The sequence below is a fragment of the Rahnella sp. JUb53 genome, from assembly GCF_004346065.1.
In the GTDB taxonomy this organism is placed as follows: Bacteria; Pseudomonadota; Gammaproteobacteria; order Enterobacterales; family Enterobacteriaceae; genus Rahnella; species Rahnella variigena.
This window is the reverse complement of record NZ_SLYT01000002.1, coordinates 559,638-579,574: the sequence shown is the minus strand read 5'-3', so window position 1 is coordinate 579,574 and position 19,937 is coordinate 559,638. Positions and strand designations below refer to the sequence as shown.

The 19,937-nt window shown below is 51.7% G+C and carries 19 protein-coding genes; 7 read left to right on the top strand and 12 right to left on the bottom strand.

Annotated features, from left to right (window positions below; genetic code table 11):
* Positions 1 to 5: 5 nt before the first annotated feature.
* Positions 6 to 902, bottom strand: coding sequence for a sulfolactaldehyde 3-reductase (yihU, locus tag EC840_RS07225; RefSeq protein ID WP_132964677.1), 897 nt, complete (start codon positions 900 to 902; stop codon positions 6 to 8).
* Between the two features lie 172 nt (positions 903 to 1,074).
* Here yihU and EC840_RS07220 point away from each other — a divergent pair, with 172 nt between their 5' ends.
* From EC840_RS07220 to EC840_RS07210, 3 genes are read left to right on the top strand one after another with little or no spacing between them, the layout of a single operon-like run.
* Entirely contained in the window at positions 1,075 to 1,971 is an 897-nt protein-coding gene (locus EC840_RS07220; RefSeq protein ID WP_132964675.1) for a sugar kinase, read from the top strand.
* Between the two features lie 36 nt (positions 1,972 to 2,007).
* The gene (locus EC840_RS07215) at positions 2,008 to 2,793 is read left to right on the top strand and encodes a DeoR/GlpR family DNA-binding transcription regulator (RefSeq protein WP_132964673.1); all 786 of its coding nucleotides are present in this window, start codon (positions 2,008 to 2,010) and stop codon (positions 2,791 to 2,793) included.
* Positions 2,794 to 2,841: 48 nt separating this feature from the next.
* The gene (locus tag EC840_RS07210; RefSeq protein WP_132964671.1) at positions 2,842 to 3,633 is read left to right on the top strand and encodes a fused MFS/spermidine synthase; all 792 of its coding nucleotides are present in this window, start codon (positions 2,842 to 2,844) and stop codon (positions 3,631 to 3,633) included.
* A 59-nt stretch (positions 3,634 to 3,692) separates the two neighbouring features.
* Here the strand turns inward: EC840_RS07210 and chbG are convergent, their stop codons facing one another.
* The 6 genes from chbG to EC840_RS07180 all read right to left on the bottom strand — a co-directional run bounded on the left by chbG (position 3,693) and on the right by EC840_RS07180 (position 8,976).
* Positions 3,693 to 4,451: a chitin disaccharide deacetylase gene (chbG, locus tag EC840_RS07205; protein WP_113876514.1), complete on the bottom strand. Its 759-nt coding sequence runs from the start codon at positions 4,449 to 4,451 to the stop codon at positions 3,693 to 3,695.
* 44 nt (positions 4,452 to 4,495) lie between these two features.
* The gene (locus tag EC840_RS07200; protein ID WP_113876515.1) at positions 4,496 to 5,839 is read right to left on the bottom strand and encodes a 6-phospho-beta-glucosidase; all 1,344 of its coding nucleotides are present in this window, start codon (positions 5,837 to 5,839) and stop codon (positions 4,496 to 4,498) included.
* 65 nt (positions 5,840 to 5,904) lie between these two features.
* Entirely contained in the window at positions 5,905 to 6,741 is an 837-nt protein-coding gene (gene chbR / locus EC840_RS07195) for a transcriptional regulator ChbR (protein WP_129639546.1), read from the bottom strand.
* 14 nt (positions 6,742 to 6,755) lie between these two features.
* A complete protein-coding gene (gene chbA, locus EC840_RS07190) occupies positions 6,756 to 7,103 on the bottom strand; it encodes a PTS N,N'-diacetylchitobiose transporter subunit IIA (protein WP_132964669.1) in 348 nt (115 codons plus the stop codon).
* A gap of 63 nt (positions 7,104 to 7,166) precedes the next feature.
* Entirely contained in the window at positions 7,167 to 8,525 is a 1,359-nt protein-coding gene (gene chbC / locus EC840_RS07185) for a PTS N,N'-diacetylchitobiose transporter subunit IIC (protein ID WP_112289611.1), read from the bottom strand.
* 127 nt (positions 8,526 to 8,652) lie between these two features.
* The gene (locus EC840_RS07180; protein ID WP_279432769.1) at positions 8,653 to 8,976 is read right to left on the bottom strand and encodes a PTS sugar transporter subunit IIB; all 324 of its coding nucleotides are present in this window, start codon (positions 8,974 to 8,976) and stop codon (positions 8,653 to 8,655) included.
* 344 nt (positions 8,977 to 9,320) lie between these two features.
* On the opposite strand from EC840_RS07180, the gene EC840_RS07175 reads away from it, so the two are divergent.
* Entirely contained in the window at positions 9,321 to 10,355 is a 1,035-nt protein-coding gene (locus EC840_RS07175; protein ID WP_112289608.1) for a LacI family DNA-binding transcriptional regulator, read from the top strand.
* Here the strand turns inward: EC840_RS07175 and EC840_RS07170 are convergent.
* The gene (locus EC840_RS07170) at positions 10,347 to 11,105 is read right to left on the bottom strand and encodes a helix-turn-helix transcriptional regulator (protein ID WP_132964665.1); all 759 of its coding nucleotides are present in this window, start codon (positions 11,103 to 11,105) and stop codon (positions 10,347 to 10,349) included. The two genes, EC840_RS07175 and EC840_RS07170, sit on opposite strands and share 9 nt — an antisense overlap.
* A gap of 94 nt (positions 11,106 to 11,199) precedes the next feature.
* On the opposite strand from EC840_RS07170, the gene EC840_RS07165 reads away from it, so the two are divergent.
* Entirely contained in the window at positions 11,200 to 11,592 is a 393-nt protein-coding gene (locus EC840_RS07165; protein ID WP_113876520.1) for a nuclear transport factor 2 family protein, read from the top strand.
* A gap of 93 nt (positions 11,593 to 11,685) precedes the next feature.
* On the opposite strand, the gene EC840_RS07160 is transcribed toward EC840_RS07165, so the two are convergent.
* Positions 11,686 to 12,888: an MFS transporter gene (locus tag EC840_RS07160; protein ID WP_132964663.1), complete on the bottom strand. Its 1,203-nt coding sequence runs from the start codon at positions 12,886 to 12,888 to the stop codon at positions 11,686 to 11,688.
* 62 nt (positions 12,889 to 12,950) lie between these two features.
* On the opposite strand from EC840_RS07160, the gene EC840_RS07155 reads away from it, so the two are divergent.
* Entirely contained in the window at positions 12,951 to 13,994 is a 1,044-nt protein-coding gene (locus tag EC840_RS07155) for an AraC family transcriptional regulator (RefSeq protein WP_113876522.1), read from the top strand.
* Between the two features lie 55 nt (positions 13,995 to 14,049).
* Here the strand turns inward: EC840_RS07155 and EC840_RS07150 are convergent, their stop codons facing one another.
* Genes EC840_RS07150 through EC840_RS07140 form a run of 3 tightly spaced genes read right to left on the bottom strand, consistent with a single transcriptional unit; the run spans position 14,050 to position 18,548 of the window.
* The gene (locus EC840_RS07150) at positions 14,050 to 15,420 is read right to left on the bottom strand and encodes an efflux transporter outer membrane subunit (RefSeq protein WP_113876523.1); all 1,371 of its coding nucleotides are present in this window, start codon (positions 15,418 to 15,420) and stop codon (positions 14,050 to 14,052) included.
* Between the two features lie 3 nt (positions 15,421 to 15,423).
* Complete coding sequence (locus tag EC840_RS07145; RefSeq protein WP_132964661.1) at positions 15,424 to 17,364, bottom strand: MacB family efflux pump subunit; 1,941 nt, start codon at positions 17,362 to 17,364, stop codon at positions 15,424 to 15,426.
* On the bottom strand, positions 17,361 to 18,548 hold the full coding sequence (locus EC840_RS07140) for an efflux RND transporter periplasmic adaptor subunit (protein ID WP_132964659.1): 1,188 nt from the start codon (positions 18,546 to 18,548) through the stop codon (positions 17,361 to 17,363). Before EC840_RS07140 ends, EC840_RS07145 begins: the two co-directional genes overlap by 4 nt.
* 629 nt (positions 18,549 to 19,177) lie before the next feature.
* On the opposite strand from EC840_RS07140, the gene EC840_RS07135 reads away from it, so the two are divergent.
* The gene (locus EC840_RS07135) at positions 19,178 to 19,903 is read left to right on the top strand and encodes a gluconate 2-dehydrogenase subunit 3 family protein (protein WP_120163306.1); all 726 of its coding nucleotides are present in this window, start codon (positions 19,178 to 19,180) and stop codon (positions 19,901 to 19,903) included.
* The last annotated feature ends 34 nt before the right edge of the window (positions 19,904 to 19,937 follow it).

Here is a 19,937-nt window from a genome sequence, read left to right as displayed (position 1 = left end):
ATGCGTTACGGATGTGTTTTCTGAGTCAGACCGGCGCTGGTGCGCACCTGCTCAAGAATGGCGGTCCAGTCCTGACGTCCGCGCCCGGCGGCACGCGCCTGGTTGTAGACTTCGCGGGAAGCCGCACCGAGCGGCATCGGCACATGTAGCTGATTGGCGACATCCAGCGCGATACCGAGATCTTTATGGGCCAGATCAATCATGAAAGCCGGTGACAGATCGCCTTTGAGCACTTTGTTCGGCCATGTGGTGGTGAAGTGGCCTTTTCCGGCAGGCGTTCCGCTCATGACCTGCAACGCCACATCGAAAGAGAGATCCAGTGCTTCGCACAGCACGGCGGCTTCGGCGGAGAGCGCATTCAGGGCGATACTCATGTAGTTGTTGATCAGCTTGACGCGGATGCCTTTGCCCGGCCCGCCCGCATTAATCAGTTCAGATCCCATCGCCATCAGCACCGGCGTCGCCCGCTCAACCTGTTCCTGCGTACCCCCCGCCAGCAGCAGTAAAGCCCCCGCTACGGCGTGATCCGAGGTTCTGCCGACCGGCACGTCCATCAGGCTGAAACCTTTTTCGTGCATCTGCGCGATCAGCTTGTCAGTTTGCAACGGGTGAATGGTCGACATGTCGATAACCAGCGCCGACGGGCTCAGGGTTTCGCAGATACCGTCGCGGCCAAATAACACATCGCGCACCAGATCGCCGTTAGGCAGCATGGTGATGACAAATTCTGCGCCCTCCGCTGCCTCTGCCGCGCTTTTAGCGCCCGTTGCTCCCTGCTGCACCAGTGCTGCCACAGCCTGCAGATTAAGATCGAACACCGCTAACCGGTGTCCCTGTTTAATCAGGTTGGTCGCCATCGGAGCGCCCATTTGTCCCAGACCGATAAATGCCACATTTGCCATGCGTCTCTCCTTTGTGCTGAACAGTCATGTCACTTTTTGATAATCAGTGCTGTCTTTGTTTGTCGTTTTTTGATCGTATTTGTAATTTCAGGTCAAAAAATTGACAGCCATCACTTTTTTAACAATTCGCTTAATTAAAATAACCTCATCAAAACACGCTTAAGGAACAGCCATGATTCGCATTGCCTGTGTCGGGATCACCGTGATGGACCGGATCTATTACATGAATGAATTACCTGCAGAAGGAGGGAAATATGTCGCTGAAAAATATCATGAAGTGGGTGGCGGCCCGGCAGCCACTGCCGCAGTGGCTGCCGCAAAACTGGGCGCAGAGGTGGACTTTATTGGCCGCGTGGGCGATGACGATACCGGCAACCGGCTGCTCGCGGAGCTGGAATGCCTGGGGGTAAATACCCGCTACGTCCGTCGCATTGAGCAGGCGCGTTCGTCGCAATCTGCCATTCTGGTGGATCAACACGGTGAGCGGATCATTATCAATTATCCCAGCCCGGATTTACCCGTTTCCGCCACGTGGTTACAGGCCATCGACTTTTCGCAGTGGGATGTGGTGCTGGCGGACGTTCGCTGGCACGACGGTGCGAAACAGGCGTTCACACTGGCGCGCCAGGCGGGTGTGATCACCGTGCTGGATGCCGATGTAACGCCGCAGGATATCGCCGACCTGGTGGCGTTAAGCGATCACAGCGCATTCTCTGCCCCCGGTTTGCAGCGGCTGACCGGAAACGCCGACGCCGATGCTGCGTTAGTTAACGCACAAACGCTCACAAAGGGTCATGTGTATGTCACGCAAGGCGGGCAAGGTTGTCTGTGGCTGGAAAATGGCAGTCTGCATCATCAGCCCGGTTTTGCCGTCAGCGTGGTGGACACGACCGGCGCGGGGGATGTTTTTCACGGCGCGCTGGCCGTCAGTCTGGCTCAGGGTGCGGATTGTGCGGAAGCCGTGCGTTTTGCCAGTGGTGTGGCCGCCCTGAAATGCACAAAGCCAGGTGGCCGTGCCGGAATTCCCGACTGTGATCAGACACGGTCTTTTTTGTCACTTTCTGTATAGAATACGACTCAGACGCTCATTTTTAGAGGTATGCCCATGAGTCTTACGGAACTGACAGGGAATCCGCGCCACGATCAGCTGCTCGGGCTGATTGGTGAAAACGGGTATATGAACATTGAAGAACTGGCGGCCTTACTTGATGTCTCGACGCAAACCGTACGCCGGGATATCCGCAAGCTCAGTGAACAGGGACTGGTATCGCGTCATCACGGCGGCGCGGGCCGCGCCTCCAGCGTAGTCAATACCGCCTTTGAGCAGCGGGAAATGTCGTGGACAGAAGAAAAAAAAGCGATTGCGCAGGCGATCGCCGATTATATTCCCGACGGTTCGACGGTGTTTATTACTATTGGTACCACGGTTGAACAGGTGGCACATGCCCTGCTCAATCATAACCATCTGCGCATTATCACAAACTGCCTGCGTGTCGCCCATATTCTGTATAAGAATCCGCGATTTGAGGTAATGGTACCGGGCGGAACGCTGCGTCCTCACAACGGCGGAATTATCGGGCCTTCGGCGACGGCCTTTGTGACGGGATTCCGCGCAGACTATCTGGTCACCAGCGTCGGCGCGATTGAAAACGATGGGGCTTTAATGGAGTTTGATGTCAACGAGGCCAGCGTGGCGAAAACCATGATGGCGCACTCGCGGCATATCCTTCTGGCTGCGGACCATACCAAATATCATGCTTCCGCCGCCGTTGAAATCGGCAATGTCTCTCAGGTGACGGCATTATTTACGGATGAACTGCCTGCGGCGGGTCTGCACAAGATACTGAAAAACAACCAGGTCGAAATTGTTAAAGCCAGCCCGTCGGATTAACGGGCATAATCCCCTTCTCGCCAATTTTTATAAGAAATGAGTCTGCAGATGACAAATAAGGATGTTTTTTCAAACAAATTCAATATTCAGCCTGAGGGCGATATTGTTTGCCATGTTACAGATGAGTACGGGGACATCATCGTCGCGGACACTGAAGAGCACCGGATACTGCGTTTTGAAGGGATTAATGAGCAGAGCAAAATGCTCAAAAAAGACGTTAACTTACCTGTTCATCATTATTCCAAAGCCATGTTGATGGCGACCGCGTTCACTTCCGGGCGGACTGCGCTTCTGCTCGGACTTGGCGGAGGCGCATTACTGCGCGCGCTTCATACTCAGGATGATCAGCGGGTTATGGATGTGGTTGAGCTGAGAGCGGGTGTGTTATCCGTCGCGCAGGAATGGTTTACGTTGCCCGGGTCTGACAAAATCTCTTATTACATTGAAGACGCAGAACATTATTTGCGCAGAGAGCATACGCATCAGTACGATCTGATTTTCTCAGATCTGTACTCAGCCTTTTCGATGGAGCCACGTCAGGGTACAGAAGCTTTTCTGAGATTGTGCCTGGAAAAATTGAGTGATCAGGGCTGGCTGGTGCTGAATTATTACGAGGTGCCACGAGCCGGAAGCGCATTATCTTGCGCACTGCGCGAGGTATTTGGTGAGGTACTTTATTGCCGGGTGCCGAGTGGGAATGTCGTCATTTATGCAGCCAGAAAACCACATCTGCAGACGATAAGTGAATTAAGAGAGCAGGCCCAATTGTTGCTTTCTAGTCTGAACATCGGCAACGAGATGGGTGATCTGTCAAAAAATATTGTCCCGCTGTACCCGTAGCCGCCTCTCAGGCGTGCCCCTGACCTCTGACATATATGCCAGCGGCAGGGGCATTCCGGTCATAAATCTTTAAACGACCCCAGCCGGAATCCGCGTTCTATAATGGCGGACTTCAGTGTTTCTGACGTCAGCACATCCAGTTCTGCCAGACGCGGATAGCAATATTTACTCGCCAGAATGGTGTTATCAATAAACGATGGATGCGTCATGATTTCCACAGAGCGGTTGCCGCGCTGTGTCGCATTGTCCAGCGTTTGCAGAAAAAGCGCTTCTGAAATCGCATCGCCATAGAAGGTTGTGTCGAATCCGTCGGTACTTTTCGCGCCACACAGAGCAATTTCCTCCTTGCGGACTTCGTCGCGGTCAATACGCACCGGAACGCCCTTCTCTTTCGCGAACGCTTCCACTATCGGGAAAATTTCCGCGAACATATGTACGTGGTGATGACTGTCGATATGTGTCGGCATTTTGCCAAACAGCTCGATAAAACGACCGAACTGACATTCCAGTTCACGGGCGATTTCATCCAGCGGCAGGGTTCCGGCCTCGGCCATATCCCAGATCCATTTTCCCAGTTCGCCTTCACGGGTCAGGTTTGGCATGGGCGAAAGCGGACGGCCTAACGTCAGGACAAAATGCATCCCGACGCTCAGTTGCGGGCTGGCCTTGCTGAGAACAGCGGCGTGTTCGATGCCCGGCGCATTCATCATCGCCGTGGTAGACCGCACCACGCCGTGATTAAACGCCTCAATGATCCCGTAGTTTTGCGCTTTGCAAAGCCCGAAGTCGTCCGCGTTCACAATCAGTAATTTATCCATAAACACCCTTTCCGGAGAGCCTTCCCTTGCGGGAAGGCGATGGGTTATTTTAACGCGGCAATGGTTTTTGCAAAATTCGGCAGCAGTTTTTCATGTGCAAGCAACATTTCGCGTGCCAGTATTTCGGCATCTTTATCGGAATGGATCAGCGGGCTGAGGTTCATCGCCAGCAGCACATCGTTCAGCTCGCCGCTGATGGCGGCATTGCTTGCAGCAATCTCAAAACCTTTGATGGTGTAGATAAGCCCCAGCACTTTTTCGTCGAAGTGCGTGATGCGCGGATGAGGTTTTGCGCCGTCACGCCCGATGGTGCAGGTCATTTCCACCGCCCAGTCCGCCGGAATATTATCAATATGCCCGTTGTGCGGGAAATTGACGTACTGTTCGGTTTGCTTGTCGTTATAAATCGCGCTGATCACTTCACACGCCGCATCGGAATAATAAGCGCCGCCGCGAAGTTCCAGCTCTTTTGGCTTCACGTTCAGATCAGGATTTTTGTACAAATCAAACAGCTGCTTCTCGACTTTTTGCACCACAGTGGCACGCGCGCCGCCTTTATAGAACTCACCCATTTCAATCGCCAGCATCTCTTTCTGCTTGAAGTAGTACAACAGGTAAGAACACGGCAGCAGATTCAGAGAGCGGATCAGGCCTTCGCTGAACGGCAGGTCGAAAATGTTTTTCACCGAACCGGCGGTCAGTGTGCCGGAAGCCACACCGTCGAGCAGTTCGGCAAAGCGTGATTCGCCGTTCACAATGACATCTTTGATGAATACCATGTGGTTCAGGCCAAAGAGGTCAATGGACAAGTCATCCTGCGGCGTCAGTTTCAGTACATCCTGAATGAACATTTTCATACCGACAGGGATGTTGCACACGCCGATGAATTTTTTGAATTTGGTGTGACGGAATACCGCCTCAGTGACCATACCGGCCGGGTTGGTGAAGTTGATCACCCAGGCGTCCGGGCAGATTTCTTCGACATCTTTAATGATGTCAAAAATCACCGGAATGGTGCGCAGCCCTTTAAACAAGCCACCTGCGCCGTTGGTTTCCTGCCCCAGATAGCCGTGACTCAGCGGAATACGTTCATCAAGTTCACGCGCTTTTAACTGGCCGACGCGCAGTTGCGTGGTGACGAAATCGGCGTCTACCAGTGCTTCGCGGCGGTTCAGCGTTTTATGCATGACAATAGGCACACCGGCACGCTCGACCATACGCTGGCAGAGATTGAAGATAATATCCTGCTTCTCTTTTCCGCCTTCGACATCCACCAGCCATAATTCAGTGATCGGTAATTCGGCGTAGCGTTTAATAAATCCTTCAAGTAATTCCGGGGTATAGCTGCTCCCGCCACCAATAGTGACGACTTTAAGTTTTTTACTCATAGGAACTCCCGTGCAATAATCATGCACTGCAAATTAATACAGAAATATTGTTGAATGAACCGACATTAATTAATGCTGCACAACTTCTTCCGGTAATGGTTCGGTGTAAAAGAAGTCAGCTTCTTAAAGTTTTTAATAAACATACTCGGGCTACTGTAACCGGAATCAAAAGCAATATCCGTGACCGAGTAGTTGGTGATCTCCAGCTGTTTTTTGGCAAAATCAATACGGATTTCATTTATAATCTGCATCGGCGTTTTGCCATAATGTCGCTGCGTCGCGCGCGTCAGGTATTCCTGAGACTTCCCGGAAAGCTCCACCATATTGGATAATGCTTTATCACCGAAGCGCGCTTTATCATGCATTTTCTCAATCGCCGTTTTCAGCCAGACTGGAATATCAGGCATCACTTCTGATTCACGGTGATGACGTAAGCGGTTAACAATATAAAACGTCACCATCTCCAGAAATTCATTGAATTCACCGTTGCGGAAATTCAGTGAAGCAATGACCGACTCAATATAAGCCAGAAATTCCGTTTTTATCTGATAGACCTGCGATGCAACAAATCGGGCAGGTAATAACGATAAATAATGTTGCTCGAAAAAGGCTTTACTGATCCCAACATTTAAAATCCGGGTAGCACCAAATTCATAAAAACTTTGATGGTTAGAACCTAACGGGATGAAAACGAAATCGCCACGTTCTAAAAGTACCCGTTTGCCGTTAACGTGCTGAAAATACCGGCCAGTCAGGACGATGGTGAACTCATAGTAGTCATGCTCGTGCAGCCCGGAGATGCTTTCTACCTTGTTGTAGATAAACATGTGGAAATTCTGACCGTCGAAGAGTTGATTTTCGCGCGCTGTCTTAATTTCCATACTGAGTACCGGTGGCTGCATTATGGTTCCCTACGTTATTTTATTTTCTCATGAAGCTCAATGAGTTCTGCAATCAGTTCGCGGGCGAGCATGGATGTCATCAGGTGATCCTGCGCGTGAACCAGCACCAGGCTGACTTTGGTTTTACCTTCGCCCTGATCTTCTTCAATCAGTTTGGTCTGTATCAGATGGGCTTCATTGAGCGCCATTCTCGATTGCGCCATCACTTCACGCGCCTGCTCAAAATCGCCTTCTTTGGCTTTTTTCAGTGCTGAATACGCCAGGCTGCGAGCCTGTCCGGAGTTAATAATCAGCCCCATCACCACTTCTTCTAAATCCTGCAGTTCGCTTTCGGTATCAACAATGCTGTCTAAATCCATCATTTTTATCTCTCCGTGATTTGCCGGACAGCGGCAGGAAGCTTGCCCCGCCGCTGTCCGTTCAGATTAAAATTTCAGTGCTGCGGCAATGTCTTCTTCGCTTTCTTCTTCCTCGATTATCGCCTGCGCTTTGTTCGACAGGATAACGAAAGGCATATAAACCAGCGTGGCGATACCGAGGTTGAACAGAGCCACTAACAGGGCGGCGATGCTGCCGTTACTGTTAAAGAAGGCGCCCAGACCGGTAGGCATGGTCCACGGCGCGAGGTTCGTCACCGGTGGAATAATCCCCATGCTGTAAGCCGCCAGCGTAATCGCCGCCAGAATCGGCTGGACCAGCACGAACGGAATAAACATCACCGGGTTCATGATAATCGGCAGGCCGAACAGGATAGGTTCGTTAATCTGGAAGATGCCTGACGGCAGCGCAAGCTTGGCGACCTGACGATGATCTGCACGACGTGATGCGATAAAGATGGCGATAATCAGACCCAGCGTCGCTCCGGAACCGCCCAGCAGGATGTAGGAATCCAGCATCGGTTTGGCCCAGAAGTGGAAGGTTTTACCCGCGTCAATCGCTGCGCTGACAGAACCGTACTCGGTATACAACGCAATGTTTTCCAGTGCCCAAGGCGTCATGATGCCGTTGTCCAGTGCGGTCAGCGCCAGTGAACCATGCACACCGAAGAACCACAGCAGGGAGTTGAAAATCACATACGCCCAGCCGACTACGCTGCCCATTGCCGCCAGAGGTTTGGAAATAGAATCCATAATAATCTGGTGGAAATTATGACCGTATAATCCCAGCAACCAGGAAATTACTCCGAAGAAGAACAGAATAATAAAGCCCGGAATTAACGCGGAGAATGAACGGGAAACCGACGTCGGAACGCTCGCGGGTAAAGTAATCACCCAGTTTCGGCGAATAACAAACGTAAACATTTCGGCGACAACCAGACCGATTATCATACCGGAAATAATATTCGCGCCACCTAACCAGTTTGCCCCGACCGCATAAGCTTCACCCACGCTATAAGGGGTAACCGTCATAAATGCGGCGACAGCTAATAAGCCTGCGGAAAGCGAATCGACTTTTCGTTCTTCTGCTAATGCCATCCCAATAAAGAACGGTGCCATTAACGACATAATACCTAACGTGCCGTTATAGACATTAATACCAATCGTTTTTAAACCGGCCAGCGTTTCAATGGTTGATGGGTCTAAACGTACGCCCAGAGAATAAAAGAAGGAACCGGCACCGAAGTTCAGAAATACGTTATTAATTAAAACGAACATGGCGCCAGCCAGGGTCAGCGGCATTAATTTGATAAAACCATTTTTGATGGCATTAATATGCGGCTGTTTACCTATTTTGACGGCAAAAGGAAGAAGTATCTTTTCAAGTGAATCAATGGCTTTGCTCATTGGGATTTTCCTTTAATGCCGCCATCCGGCGGCCAGGGTATGAAATTCGCTCTTTGACTGGAGTTCTCTTTGACTTAAAAATTTCAATATAAAGACGTTCAATTTAAAAATAAGGAAAAACGGTAAATTACTGCGCTGCTGCTTTTTTGATCGCAGCAACCGCTGCTTTCAGTACACCTAACCCATCAATTTTGCCGTACAGAGCAGAATCGATCACTTCAACCGGTTTGCCCGGTAAAATTTTTTTGATTTCGTCGAGCATGTAGGCAATTTGTGGTCCGAGTAACACCACATCTGCGGCGGCACCTTTTTCGGCAGCCAGTGTTTCTGGGAATGCTTCGATAATGACCGGCACTTCATATTTCTCGGCCTGGATTTTCATTTTAGAAACCAGCAACGAGGTAGACATTCCTGCGGAACAAAACAAATAAATGACTTTCTTTTCCATGATGAAACCCTCATATCCCGAATAAATTACAGCTCCGACAACGGTTCCTGGTAAACCAGTAAGAATGCTTTCAAAGCCAATCGATGAAAATGACCTATTGTCTCTGCCTGAATGGAGTATACGGCATCGCTTAGGCAGGGGATAATTCTCAACTAACCAAAATTGTCTCTCCTTGACCAACGCCTATGACTCCCTTCACGTTTTGGGCAAATAATTCGCGGGGATAAATAAGATTGCGGCGCCCATGAAGCAACAACAAATTAACATTTAAGCCTACCTAAGCCGGTTCTGTTATGAGAAACTAAGAATGTTTGCGCAAACATTCTTGTATCGATCTCCGGACATCAGTGACCAACGTTTTGAATAATAAAATAAAATCGCAAAAAGGCCGCTCCCGTACGGCTACGCTCGAAGATGTCGCCCAGGCTGCCGGACTTTCTCCGATGACAGTCAGCCGCGCCTTAAACAATCCCAAAGTCGTTCGCCCTGCAACCATCGCGCGCGTGATGGAGGCCGTCAACAGCACCGGATACATTCCAAATATGCTGGCCGGTGGACTGGCGACCAGCCGCACCAAACTCATTGCCGTCGTCGTGCCGCAAATTAACAACAATATGTTTGTCGATACCGTTCAGGCGATCAGCGATCAGCTGGCGGCACGCGGTTACCACATGTTGTTGTGTATTGTCGGCTACGAGCCGGAAGACGAAACCGATATTGTTTCCACGCTGCTTTCCCGCCGCCCGGATGGCATCGTACTGACCGGTATTCATCACACATCAGAGCTTAAAAGAATCATTCTGAACGCCAATATCCCGGTAGTAGAGATTTGGGATCTGACGCCGACGCCGATTGATATGCTGATTGGCTTCTCGCACGAAAAAGTCGGCAATGCCATCGGTGAATACTTCGCCACCAAAGGATTTACGCGTTTTGGCTTTATCTGCGCCTCGGATCGCCGCGCAATGGTACGTAAAAACGGGGCGATCAGCGTATTGCGGGCGATCCCTGAGCACGACATTAAAGAAGTGATTGTGTCACGGCCGGCGAATATGGAAGTCGGACGCCATGCTCTGCGCCAGTTGCTCGACAGTGGTCACCGGTTCGACGCCATCATTTGCAGCTCCGACACCCTTGCCCAGGGCGCCATTATGGAAGCCGAAGCGCAGGGTTTACGCGTACCCGATGATTTCTCGGTGATCGGATTCGCAGACCTGAATTTTGCCGCACACAACCGCCCTGCCATCACGACCGTCAGCGTCGAAAAATGGGATCTGGGCATCCGCGCGGCGGACATGCTGGCGGATAAAATCGAAGGCATCACGGTTGAAGAACCTATTGTGGATATGGGTTACCGGCTTGTTATTCGGGAATCAGCCTGATGGCTTTTGTCGAGTCTCCGTGCGAATGAGGGCATTTTGCAACTGCCCCGGCGTCTTTCCAAAACGTTGCCGGAAGACGTCGATATAAGCACTGACGTTGCTGTAACCACTTCTTAACGCCACCTCGCTGACCGGCAAGCCGGCAAGCACCCATTGCAATGAAGTGACCACTTTTGCCTGCTGTCTCCACTGGCTAAAACTGAGGCCGGTTTGTTGAGTAAACAAACGACTCAGGCTGCGAACGCTGAGCCCCCATTGTTGGGCAAGCTGAGTCTGGTCCAGCTCGCATGCCGGGTTTTTCAGTAATTGATTCGCGACATTACGCGCCCGGCGATCGACGGGCAACGTCAACTGAAGCGGCAAGTCAGGAGCTCCGGCAATTTCAAAGCCTAATAATTTGAGAAGATGGCTTTGATATTCCGCAGAGGATGAAAGATCACCTTCCCGGCACAGGCGTTCCAAAATCGCCATCACGAAGGCATCTGCCCCATAGACACCCGGATGAGCGGGAAACGGTGAGCAGGAAGCAGGTTCAAGGTAAAGGCTTTGACCTTTCACGCCTGCCGGAACCCAGGCCCTGTGGCTGACATCAGCGGGAAACCATCCCAGTGATCCCGGTGTGACAGTCCAATGTACTGACGTCGTTTCAATGACAAGAATGCCATGACTCAACCAGTACAGCTGACCGGATGCGTGTTTATGCCAGGGCGTCGAATGCAGACTGTCGTAGTCGAATCTTTCAATTTTCATCTTCTGGCCGGTTAACCGTATATCTTGTCCAGATACGGATAATACCCTCATCCGCTCTTCCCGTACTCTTTCTGCTCTCAAAATGGAGGAACCGATGAAAAAGACAACTCAGACAGTCATTGATGCACTGCAAAACGTGGTCTGCAGCCCTGAACACAGCGAGCATGAAATTGCCCTTTACTTTGATCCGGGCTATCAGCAGGTGGTCGATGGTCACCGGCTCGATTACCGCGAATTTATTCAGCATATGGCGCTGCTTAAATCACAGACCACACAAATAAAAGTCTCTGTTCTGTCCGCCGTCACGGAGGATCAGACGGTGTTTACACACCATCATGTCAACGCAGCAAAAATTCAGGGTGAACACTGTGAATTTGAAGTTTTTGCCCGCTTCACGTTGTCATCTGGAAAGATCATCCGCTGCGAAGAACTCACCCGGATGATTCGCGGCACATCAGGTGACCGCGATCTTGGGGGCAGACATTAACAGTCCCCCACTCTTAGCTTAGGGGTGGGGACCACCACCCAATAACCAGGCTTAATTGATACGTTTCCCTTCACTCGCTACCTGGTCTGGTGGTCAGGTCAGCGCGACCCTCACCTTTAGTCCAATAACGAGCGTGGCAAAAAACATGATGCAACCGGCGGTGATGAAAACACCTGTTACACCGCTGATACCAAAGAGTAATCCTCCCAACGCAGCACCCGCAGCAATTGAGGACTGAACGGCTGCGACGACCATGCCGCCAGCGGTTTCAGCCTGATCGGGAACCGAACGCGCTACCCAGTTTGACCACGCAACCGGTACGCCACCAAATGCCATCCCCCACAACGCGACGAAAAACATCAATCCCTCTTCCTCCAGTGGCAGCAAAATCATGCTTAATGCCGCGAAACCGACAAGTGCTGGCATGATTATCAGGGTAAGACGCAGGCTTCTCTCCATCAGCCACCCGGCCAGCAGCGTACCGATAAAATTAGCGATGCCAAATCCAAGCAGTATCAATGACAAACGATCCACATCGAGTTGGGCAATATTTTCAAGCGCCGGGCGAATATAGGTAAACAGCGCATACTGACCCGTATGGGCGATCACACACCCCGTCATTCCCATCGCAATGCCTGGGCGGCGGAGTAAATCCATGACAGATGCCGTTATCGTCATTCTACGCGGCGCCATTCCAGGAAGGGTAAACAGTTGAAAGATCAGTGTCAGCACGCCGAGTGCGGTTGCAGCGATAAAAGCACTACGCCAGCCATAAAGCCCACCTAAATAGCTCCCCAGCGGGATCGAAACCACAGTACCGACAGCAATACCGCTAAAAATAATGGAGAGAGCACGCGGAACGCTTTTAGCCGGGACCAGTCGCATCGCTACGGCAGCAGCCATACTCCAGAAACCTCCCAGCGCGATGCCCAGCAAAATGCGCATGACTAACAGAACAGCCAGACTGGATGAAAGTGCGACAAGCAGGTTGGAGGCAATCATCAGCACGGTAAAACCCAGCAAAACATTTCGGCGATCATAATTACGCGTCAGGCGGGGAACCATCAGACCCGCAAACAGGGCCACCACCGCCGTTACCGTTACAGACTGACCAGCCAGAGCTTCGGTCACACCGAGATCGGCGGCCATGGGTGTCAACAGGCTGGCAGGAAGATACTCCGCAGTCAGCAAGCCAAACACGCCCATCGTCAGTGAAATAACGGCCATCCATGCGGATTCTTTGGGTTCCGAGCTATTCAAACTCGCGGATACAGCTACAGTAGCTTCATTTCTCATAACACACTCTTCCTGGGAAAAAATCACAACACCAAGTCTAGAGTTGAGCAGCTGGACGATCTATGATGCCACATCCTGATTTTTTACCCGAAACGCCGGTTATGCCTGTGAATAAACATTTTGCCCTGTCATCCGAGCTCATCAGTGAACTGCTGCTGGAAATGCGCCTGCGTGGCGTGCAGTATCGCCGTTTACAGACTGGCTCTGAATTTGGCGTCGGTTTTAGCAACAGACCGGGACATGCCTATTTTCATTACATCGCTGTGGGCACTGCTCTGCTTCGCACACACGACGGTACGTTGCACGAATTGAAAACCGGAAGCATGGTATTCATGCCGCAGGGTGAGGAGCATCAGCTTTTATCGGATGTCAGCTGTTCATTTCAACATATCGACACGTTAGGCTCTGCGCCTTTGGGCGAGGCCGTCAGCGGAATCAATACTTGTCCGAGTTCGCATCCGACACCCAGCACGGTTCTGTTTTATGGCTGTATGGAGTTCGATCTTGGTGGAATGCAGGGGCTTGGTAAACTGATGCCGCAAGCCATAGTGGTTGAGGCAAATGAACAGGTCTATCCGGGACTGGTTCCTATATTGGGCGCGATGAAATTTGAAATCTGTTCCGGACGCGCAGGATTTGCGGGCATTCTGGCACGCCTCGCAGAAGTGGCGGCCGCCATGATTGTGCGTGGATGGATCGAAAACGGCAGCGAGAACGCCGCTGGCCTGATCGCTGCGTTACGTGATCCCCGACTCGCCCGTGCTATTCTGGCCATTCATCGCGATACGAGTCGGGAGTGGTCTGTTGCAGAGCTCGCTGCACAGTCGCATGTGTCACGTTCTGTTTTTGCTGAACGCTTCAAATCAATCATCGGCATACCTCCCCAGCGCTATGCAAGGGAGGTGCGAATGCGCATCGCAAGTCACTGGATTATTCACGATAAGATCTCAATTGACACCGTTGCTCTTCGCCTCGGTTATGCCTCACAGGCAGCGTTTAGCAGAGCTTTTAAGCGCATCAATGGATATCCGCCGGGCGCTATGCGTCAGCGACCCGCGAGACAAAGGGGAATCGCATCAATCACCCATCCGGGCTCTGCCGTTTAAATGGATATACCCACGGGGGACCGTTCCATCCTATTAAGAAATGAGTTATCCGTATTTATGGGAACGTCGCCGAACCCCCGAATTCCAGATAGATTTTCGCCAGATTTTGGAACTGATTAAAGCGGTTTTCATCCAGTGATAGCTCCGCCTGGCGGCGCTTCTCCTGAGCATCAAGCCAAAATGAGACCGGCACAGCGCCCTGGCGATATCGTACTTCGTTCAGTCGCTCAGACTCCCTTGCCAGTTCAAGTCCTTCATGCAGCCTTTTTTCCTGCGCCAGTAACTGGTTACGCAGGGACAGCTCGTCTTCAATACTGCTCATCGCTTTATAAAGCGACTGCTTAAACTCCAGTAATCGCTGTTCGTAGTCGTTGCGGGCAATTTTTACATCCACGCCCTGTTGCCTCCACTCGAGAAACGGCAGTGTCAGGTTGGCGCCAACGGAACCGACAGGATTTTGCAGGAACGCCATCAGCGAGCTGCTGCTGGTACCCAGAGAACCGGTCAGACTGAAAGCGGGATAGAATTCGGTGCGCCTGATATCAACGGTGGCCAGAGCTTCACGCACCCGCCACTCTTTAGCACTGATATCGGGTCGGTGTCTCAGCACGCTGGCCGGAATGTTCGCATTAACCGCGGGCATTCTCCCTTTTGGCAACGTCATCGGTTCAGCCACGGGGCTGCCTGGCGCGGTACCCAGCAATACCGCCTGCTGATTCAACGCCTGCAAACGTTCACGCTGCAGCCCGGTGAGTCTGTTTTCCTGGGTCAGCAAGCTTTGCCGGGCATCAACCACATCAAGTGATGAAGCACCACCCGCGTGGTAGCGAGCCATCGCCAGGCGTAGCGTTTCTTTTGCATAACCGATGCTCTGCTGAAGGACGCTTATCTGTTGGTTAATAAAACCAATGCGCCAGTAGTTGTCACTGGCCTCTGAGAGCAAGGTCAGGCGTGCTGCACGCAGATCCTCTTCTGTGGCCTGACTTGCCCAAACCGCGGCATCTCGCTGCCGGGCCATTTTGCCCCACAGATCCAGTTCATAACTGGTATTCAGGGTGGCGGAACTGCCCTTTTCCCAGCCTGATGCGCCGGTAAGTGGTTTTCTGCTGTCCACGCCCAGCGTCCCTTTTAACCCCGGATCGCTTGCAATGCCCACTCTCTCGGCGTCAAGCCTTGCCCGGTACATCCTTAACACGGCTAAAGCCACGTCATTATTGCTTGCCATCACCTGGCGTAACCAGCTATCCAGCAGGGGGTCATTAAACGCGTTCCAGTCAAACGGTGCGGACTCCCCGTCGGCATCGTCGTGATACCAGCTGGCCGGATACTCTACGGCAGGCGCGTGATAGTCGCTTTTGAGTAAGTTTGCGCAGCCTGCGCTGAGCGTGGCGGCGAGGCATAAAGCCAAAGGTGATAATATTTTCATAGGTTACTCGCTGGCCAGTGAAGCGACCGGATCCATCCTTGCCGCCTTGCGGGCGGGGAGATAACCGAAGATCATGCCAATGATTGTTGAACAGACAAATGCGGCGGCAGCAGCCTGCCAGGAATAGATGGCGGTAAACATTCCGCCTGCCAGTGCGGTGAAAAGAGCGCCTGCGGCATACGACAGCGCGATGCCTAATGCCCCCCCTATCAGGCACACCAGGACGGCCTCAATCATAAATTGCTGCATGATATCGCTTCGACGCGCTCCCACCGCCATCCGCACGCCAATTTCATGGGTACGTTCGGTAACGGACACCAGCATGATGTTCATCACCCCAATACTGCCGATCATCAGTGAGATGCAGGCAACCATAAGAATCAAAATGCTGAAAGTCATCGAAGTACTTTCGATGGATTTTCTTATCTGTTCAAAATTATAAAGCTGGAAGTCTTTTACGCGGTGACGCTGGGTCAACAGCTGAGATATAGCACTGACAGCGGCCTCGTTAGCCACATTGTCCTTCAGCCGGACGCTGATGCTGGTCAGTACCGGTTTACCTGCCATTCGGTACATTACCGTACTGTAGGGCATCCACACGGTAATACGGTTGGGTGCATAACTACGGTTATTACTCTTAGCGATGCCCACAACGCGTGCTGGTACGGAACCGAGGAATACAATTTGTCCCAGCGCCTTTAACCCCGCCTCATCAAATAACGCTATGCGGGCATTTTCATCGATGATCACTTCCTGCAGGGCGTTACGATCGTCCCTGAACGTTGCCCCCTGCAAAATCTCGATGCCATTAACGCGGAAGTGATCTCGCCCAACGCCATTGATTGAGGCGGTTGCGGATTTTCCGCGAAAACGAATGGTGTCTGAGGCACTGACTTCCGGGCTTACGCTGTCAATAAACCCCTGCTTCGCCAGTGCTGCAGCATCTGCTGGCACCAGCGTACGAATGCTTTCGGCGCTGTCGTCGAAGAAATCGCTCCCGGGATAAATGCTCACTACGTTGGTGCCCAGATCTTTAATATTCTCCAGCGTCCGCTGCTTCGCCCCTTCACCGAGCGCCACCACCGTGACCACGGCAGCGATGCCGAAAATAATTCCGGTCATGGTTAAGGTTGTGCGTAAACGGTGTGCGTTCATCGCTTTCAGCGCCATTCCCAGCGATTCACGTGTACGATCGAGAAAACTTTGCCAACGACTTTGCCGGGTCCTGTTGGCAGGCGGCAGTTTTTCTGTCGCGGTCAGGCGGCTGCCGCTGTCTGAGATAATTTCGCCGTCGCGCAGTTCGATAATCCGCTGAGCATGTTGCGCCACCTTCATGTCGTGGGTCACTATCACCACGGTATGACCCCGCTGGTGAAGTTCGCTGAGGATGGCCAGCACTTCCTGCCCTGACTGTGAATCCAGCGCACCGGTCGGTTCGTCCGCCAGAATTATCTCTCCGCCATTAATCAGCGAGCGGGCAATACTGACACGCTGTTGCTGACCGCCGGAAAGTTCACCGGGTTTATGATGCTCCCGCCCTTCCAGCCCGAGCCTGCCCAGCAGTGCTGCGGCTCGCAGCCGACGCTGGTCACGCCCGCTGTTGGCGTAAATGGCAGGGATCTCAACATTGCCCAGTGCGCTGAGGTCTGGCATCAAATGATAGCGCTGGAAGATAAAGCCGATATGTTCCCGGCGTATTCTTGCAAGCTCATCCGGTGAAAGCTGGGCAGCATTTTGCCCGCCGATGTAATAATTCCCGCTGTCGGGGACATCAAGGCAACCCATGATGTTCATCAGGGTCGATTTACCCGACCCTGATGCGCCGATAATCGCCACCAGTTCACCTGCCGCGATCGTCAGACTCACCTCTTTGAGGACGGTAAGCGTCTGGCCACCATTACGGTAGGTACGGCTAATACCGTTAAGCTCAATAATATTGCTCACAGCACGAACCCATCCCCAGGTGCTTTTTCACCCGGCTGCGACAGCACCACCTTTTCCCCGACTTTCACGCCATCAAGGATCTCAATATCCACGCTGTTGGTTATTCCGGTTTTTACCTGTCGGGTTTCAAGCTTGCCGTTACTTGTCAAAACCTGCACCTGCTGCTTATTGCCATCTGCTTTATGCACCGCCTGAATGGGCACCAGAAGCGTATTTTTACCTTCACCGGCAAGCAGCGTGACCTGAGCAGTCATGGCAATTCGCAGCCGGTTTTCCGGATTGGGCACGTCCAGCAGCGCGTTGTAGTAGACGGACGCATTCGAGGTACCTGAGCCTGATGCCGAACTGCTGCTGGCAAGCGTGTCGTCTTTCATTACCGATTCCGGCGCCAGTTCAACGGTGCGCAGTATCGCGTCATACTCTTTGTCAGGTTCCGAGAAAATGGTGAAGCGCGCTTTTTGGCCGATGAAAATACGGGTGATATCGGCCTCAGAGATCTGCGCCTTAATGGTCATCACATCCAGTCGTGCAAGTTTGATAATTGTCGGTGCACTTTGGCTGGAGTTAACCGTCTGCCCTTGCTGGGTCACTACTGCGATAACGATGCCGTCCATCGGCGCGACGACACGTGTATAGCTCAGGTCGACCTTTTTCTTATCCACCTCGATCTGCGCCTGCACCAGACGCGCGTTAAGCGACAGTAGCTCCGCACGCGTGGTCGCCAGCGTGGCTTCTGCGGACTCAAAATCTTCACGTGAGCTGGCTTCTTGGTTAAGCATCTGCCGCTGCCGTTTGTAACGGAGTTCAGCCTGTTTTAAGAGCGCCTGCTTGGCTTGCAGATCGGCTTTGACCACGTTGAGTGCGGCTTCTGCGGTGCGCAAATCATTACGCTGCGGCACATCGTCAATGTCAGCTATCGGTTGCCCTTTAATGACTTGATCGCCAGGCTTAACTTTCAGCGATTTTACCTGGCCTGAGACCTGAGCACCGACGTTAACGCGCTCAATCGCATCGATTCGGCCGGTAGCCAGTACGGTATTTTCAATATCCCCTTTACGCACCGGAGCCGTGACATACTCCGGGACCGGCGCGCTGCGCAGGAAGAACAAGGAGACGGTGATAAGAACAGTCAGCATCACTGCAGCAAAAATGGCGACGCGACGTGAAGGGAGTTTCATTAACATTGTGCGGGTTTTCCATAACATTAAAACGCAGCGATCTAAGATATCATTTTGCCCCCCTGAGTCTCTACGGGAGTTAAACACGGGGTTAGCGGCTATCCCCTTGCACAAAGTCGGAGATAGCACATTCCCGGATCCCTTTTTGGATTAAAGTGAACGGGTAGCCTCATTGGAGGTTGTCGTTAATCATCTTCACCCTCTCTTTGCCGGGGAAGGGTTAACTTGTAGCTTATTTCAACTTCGCTTTTGTCCCACAAATAGATATCACCCTAAGTGAAACCCATTCCTATTTGTTAAAAATGTTAGCTAACATTCATAACAACAAATAACAGAAGCTTTCAATGCGGAATTAGATTGAACTAAATTCAGCCAATGGAATTATAAAGAAGACTTTGATAAACAATGCTATTCCTCTTCTCATCCGCAATAATCAGATAACAGCATATACTCTTGATTAGTATGACTTTTAATTCAAATTAATCCTGTTGAGATCATTAAGATATTTCCCACCTCATAGTTCATGTGGAATTTATTCATTTATTTTAAATGTAGCGGTGATATTATCGACTTGTACCCAAAAATAATAATAATTAACCCAAACTTAACATCAGGCATGTGAGAGTCGTAATTCTATGCTCCTTCAAAAAAAAACAACCCGTCGCAAGTTTTTACTTGGGTCGCTGATGGCTTTGCCTGTCGGGACCATCATGATGAAAGGGCTGTCAGCGGCACAAGCTGCGGAAATGGCTGCCCCGGATTTGCTCGATTATAAACCGATATTTTTCAGCGCCGATGAGTGGCAATTTATTATGGCCGCCGCTGACCGTCTGATCCCTGCTGGCGGCAAAGGTAAAGCGCCGGGCGCACTCGAAACCAACGTGCCGATTTTTATCGATCAGCAAATGCACGGTGATTTCGGTGAAGAAATTTACATGCAGGGCCCGTTCAACGTACATGCACCGGCGACGATGGGATATCAGATCCCGTTCCGTCCGCAGCAAATCTACAAAACCGGCATTCGTATCGCGAACAGCTGGTGTCAGCAAAATCATCAGAAAGCCTTCCATGAGCTTAACGATCAGGACAAAGACAACGTACTGACGCAGCTTCAGAAAAACGGCATTAAGTTTGCGGACGCAGGCGAAGAGAATCTCGTCGCTTCGCAATTCTTCAGCGAACTGCTTTCAGACACCAAACACGGTTATCTGGCAGATCCGATCTACGGCGGAAACAAAGGGATGAAGGCGTGGATCGCCATCGGATTCCCCGGCGCTCGCGCCAGTTTCACCGAGTGGGTTAAGCAGCACAACGTCCCGTATCCGCTGGGGCCAGTGAGCCTGCAAGGCGCGCGTGCCTGATTGCGGCGCCCTAATTCCCCTTTTCTGATGACTG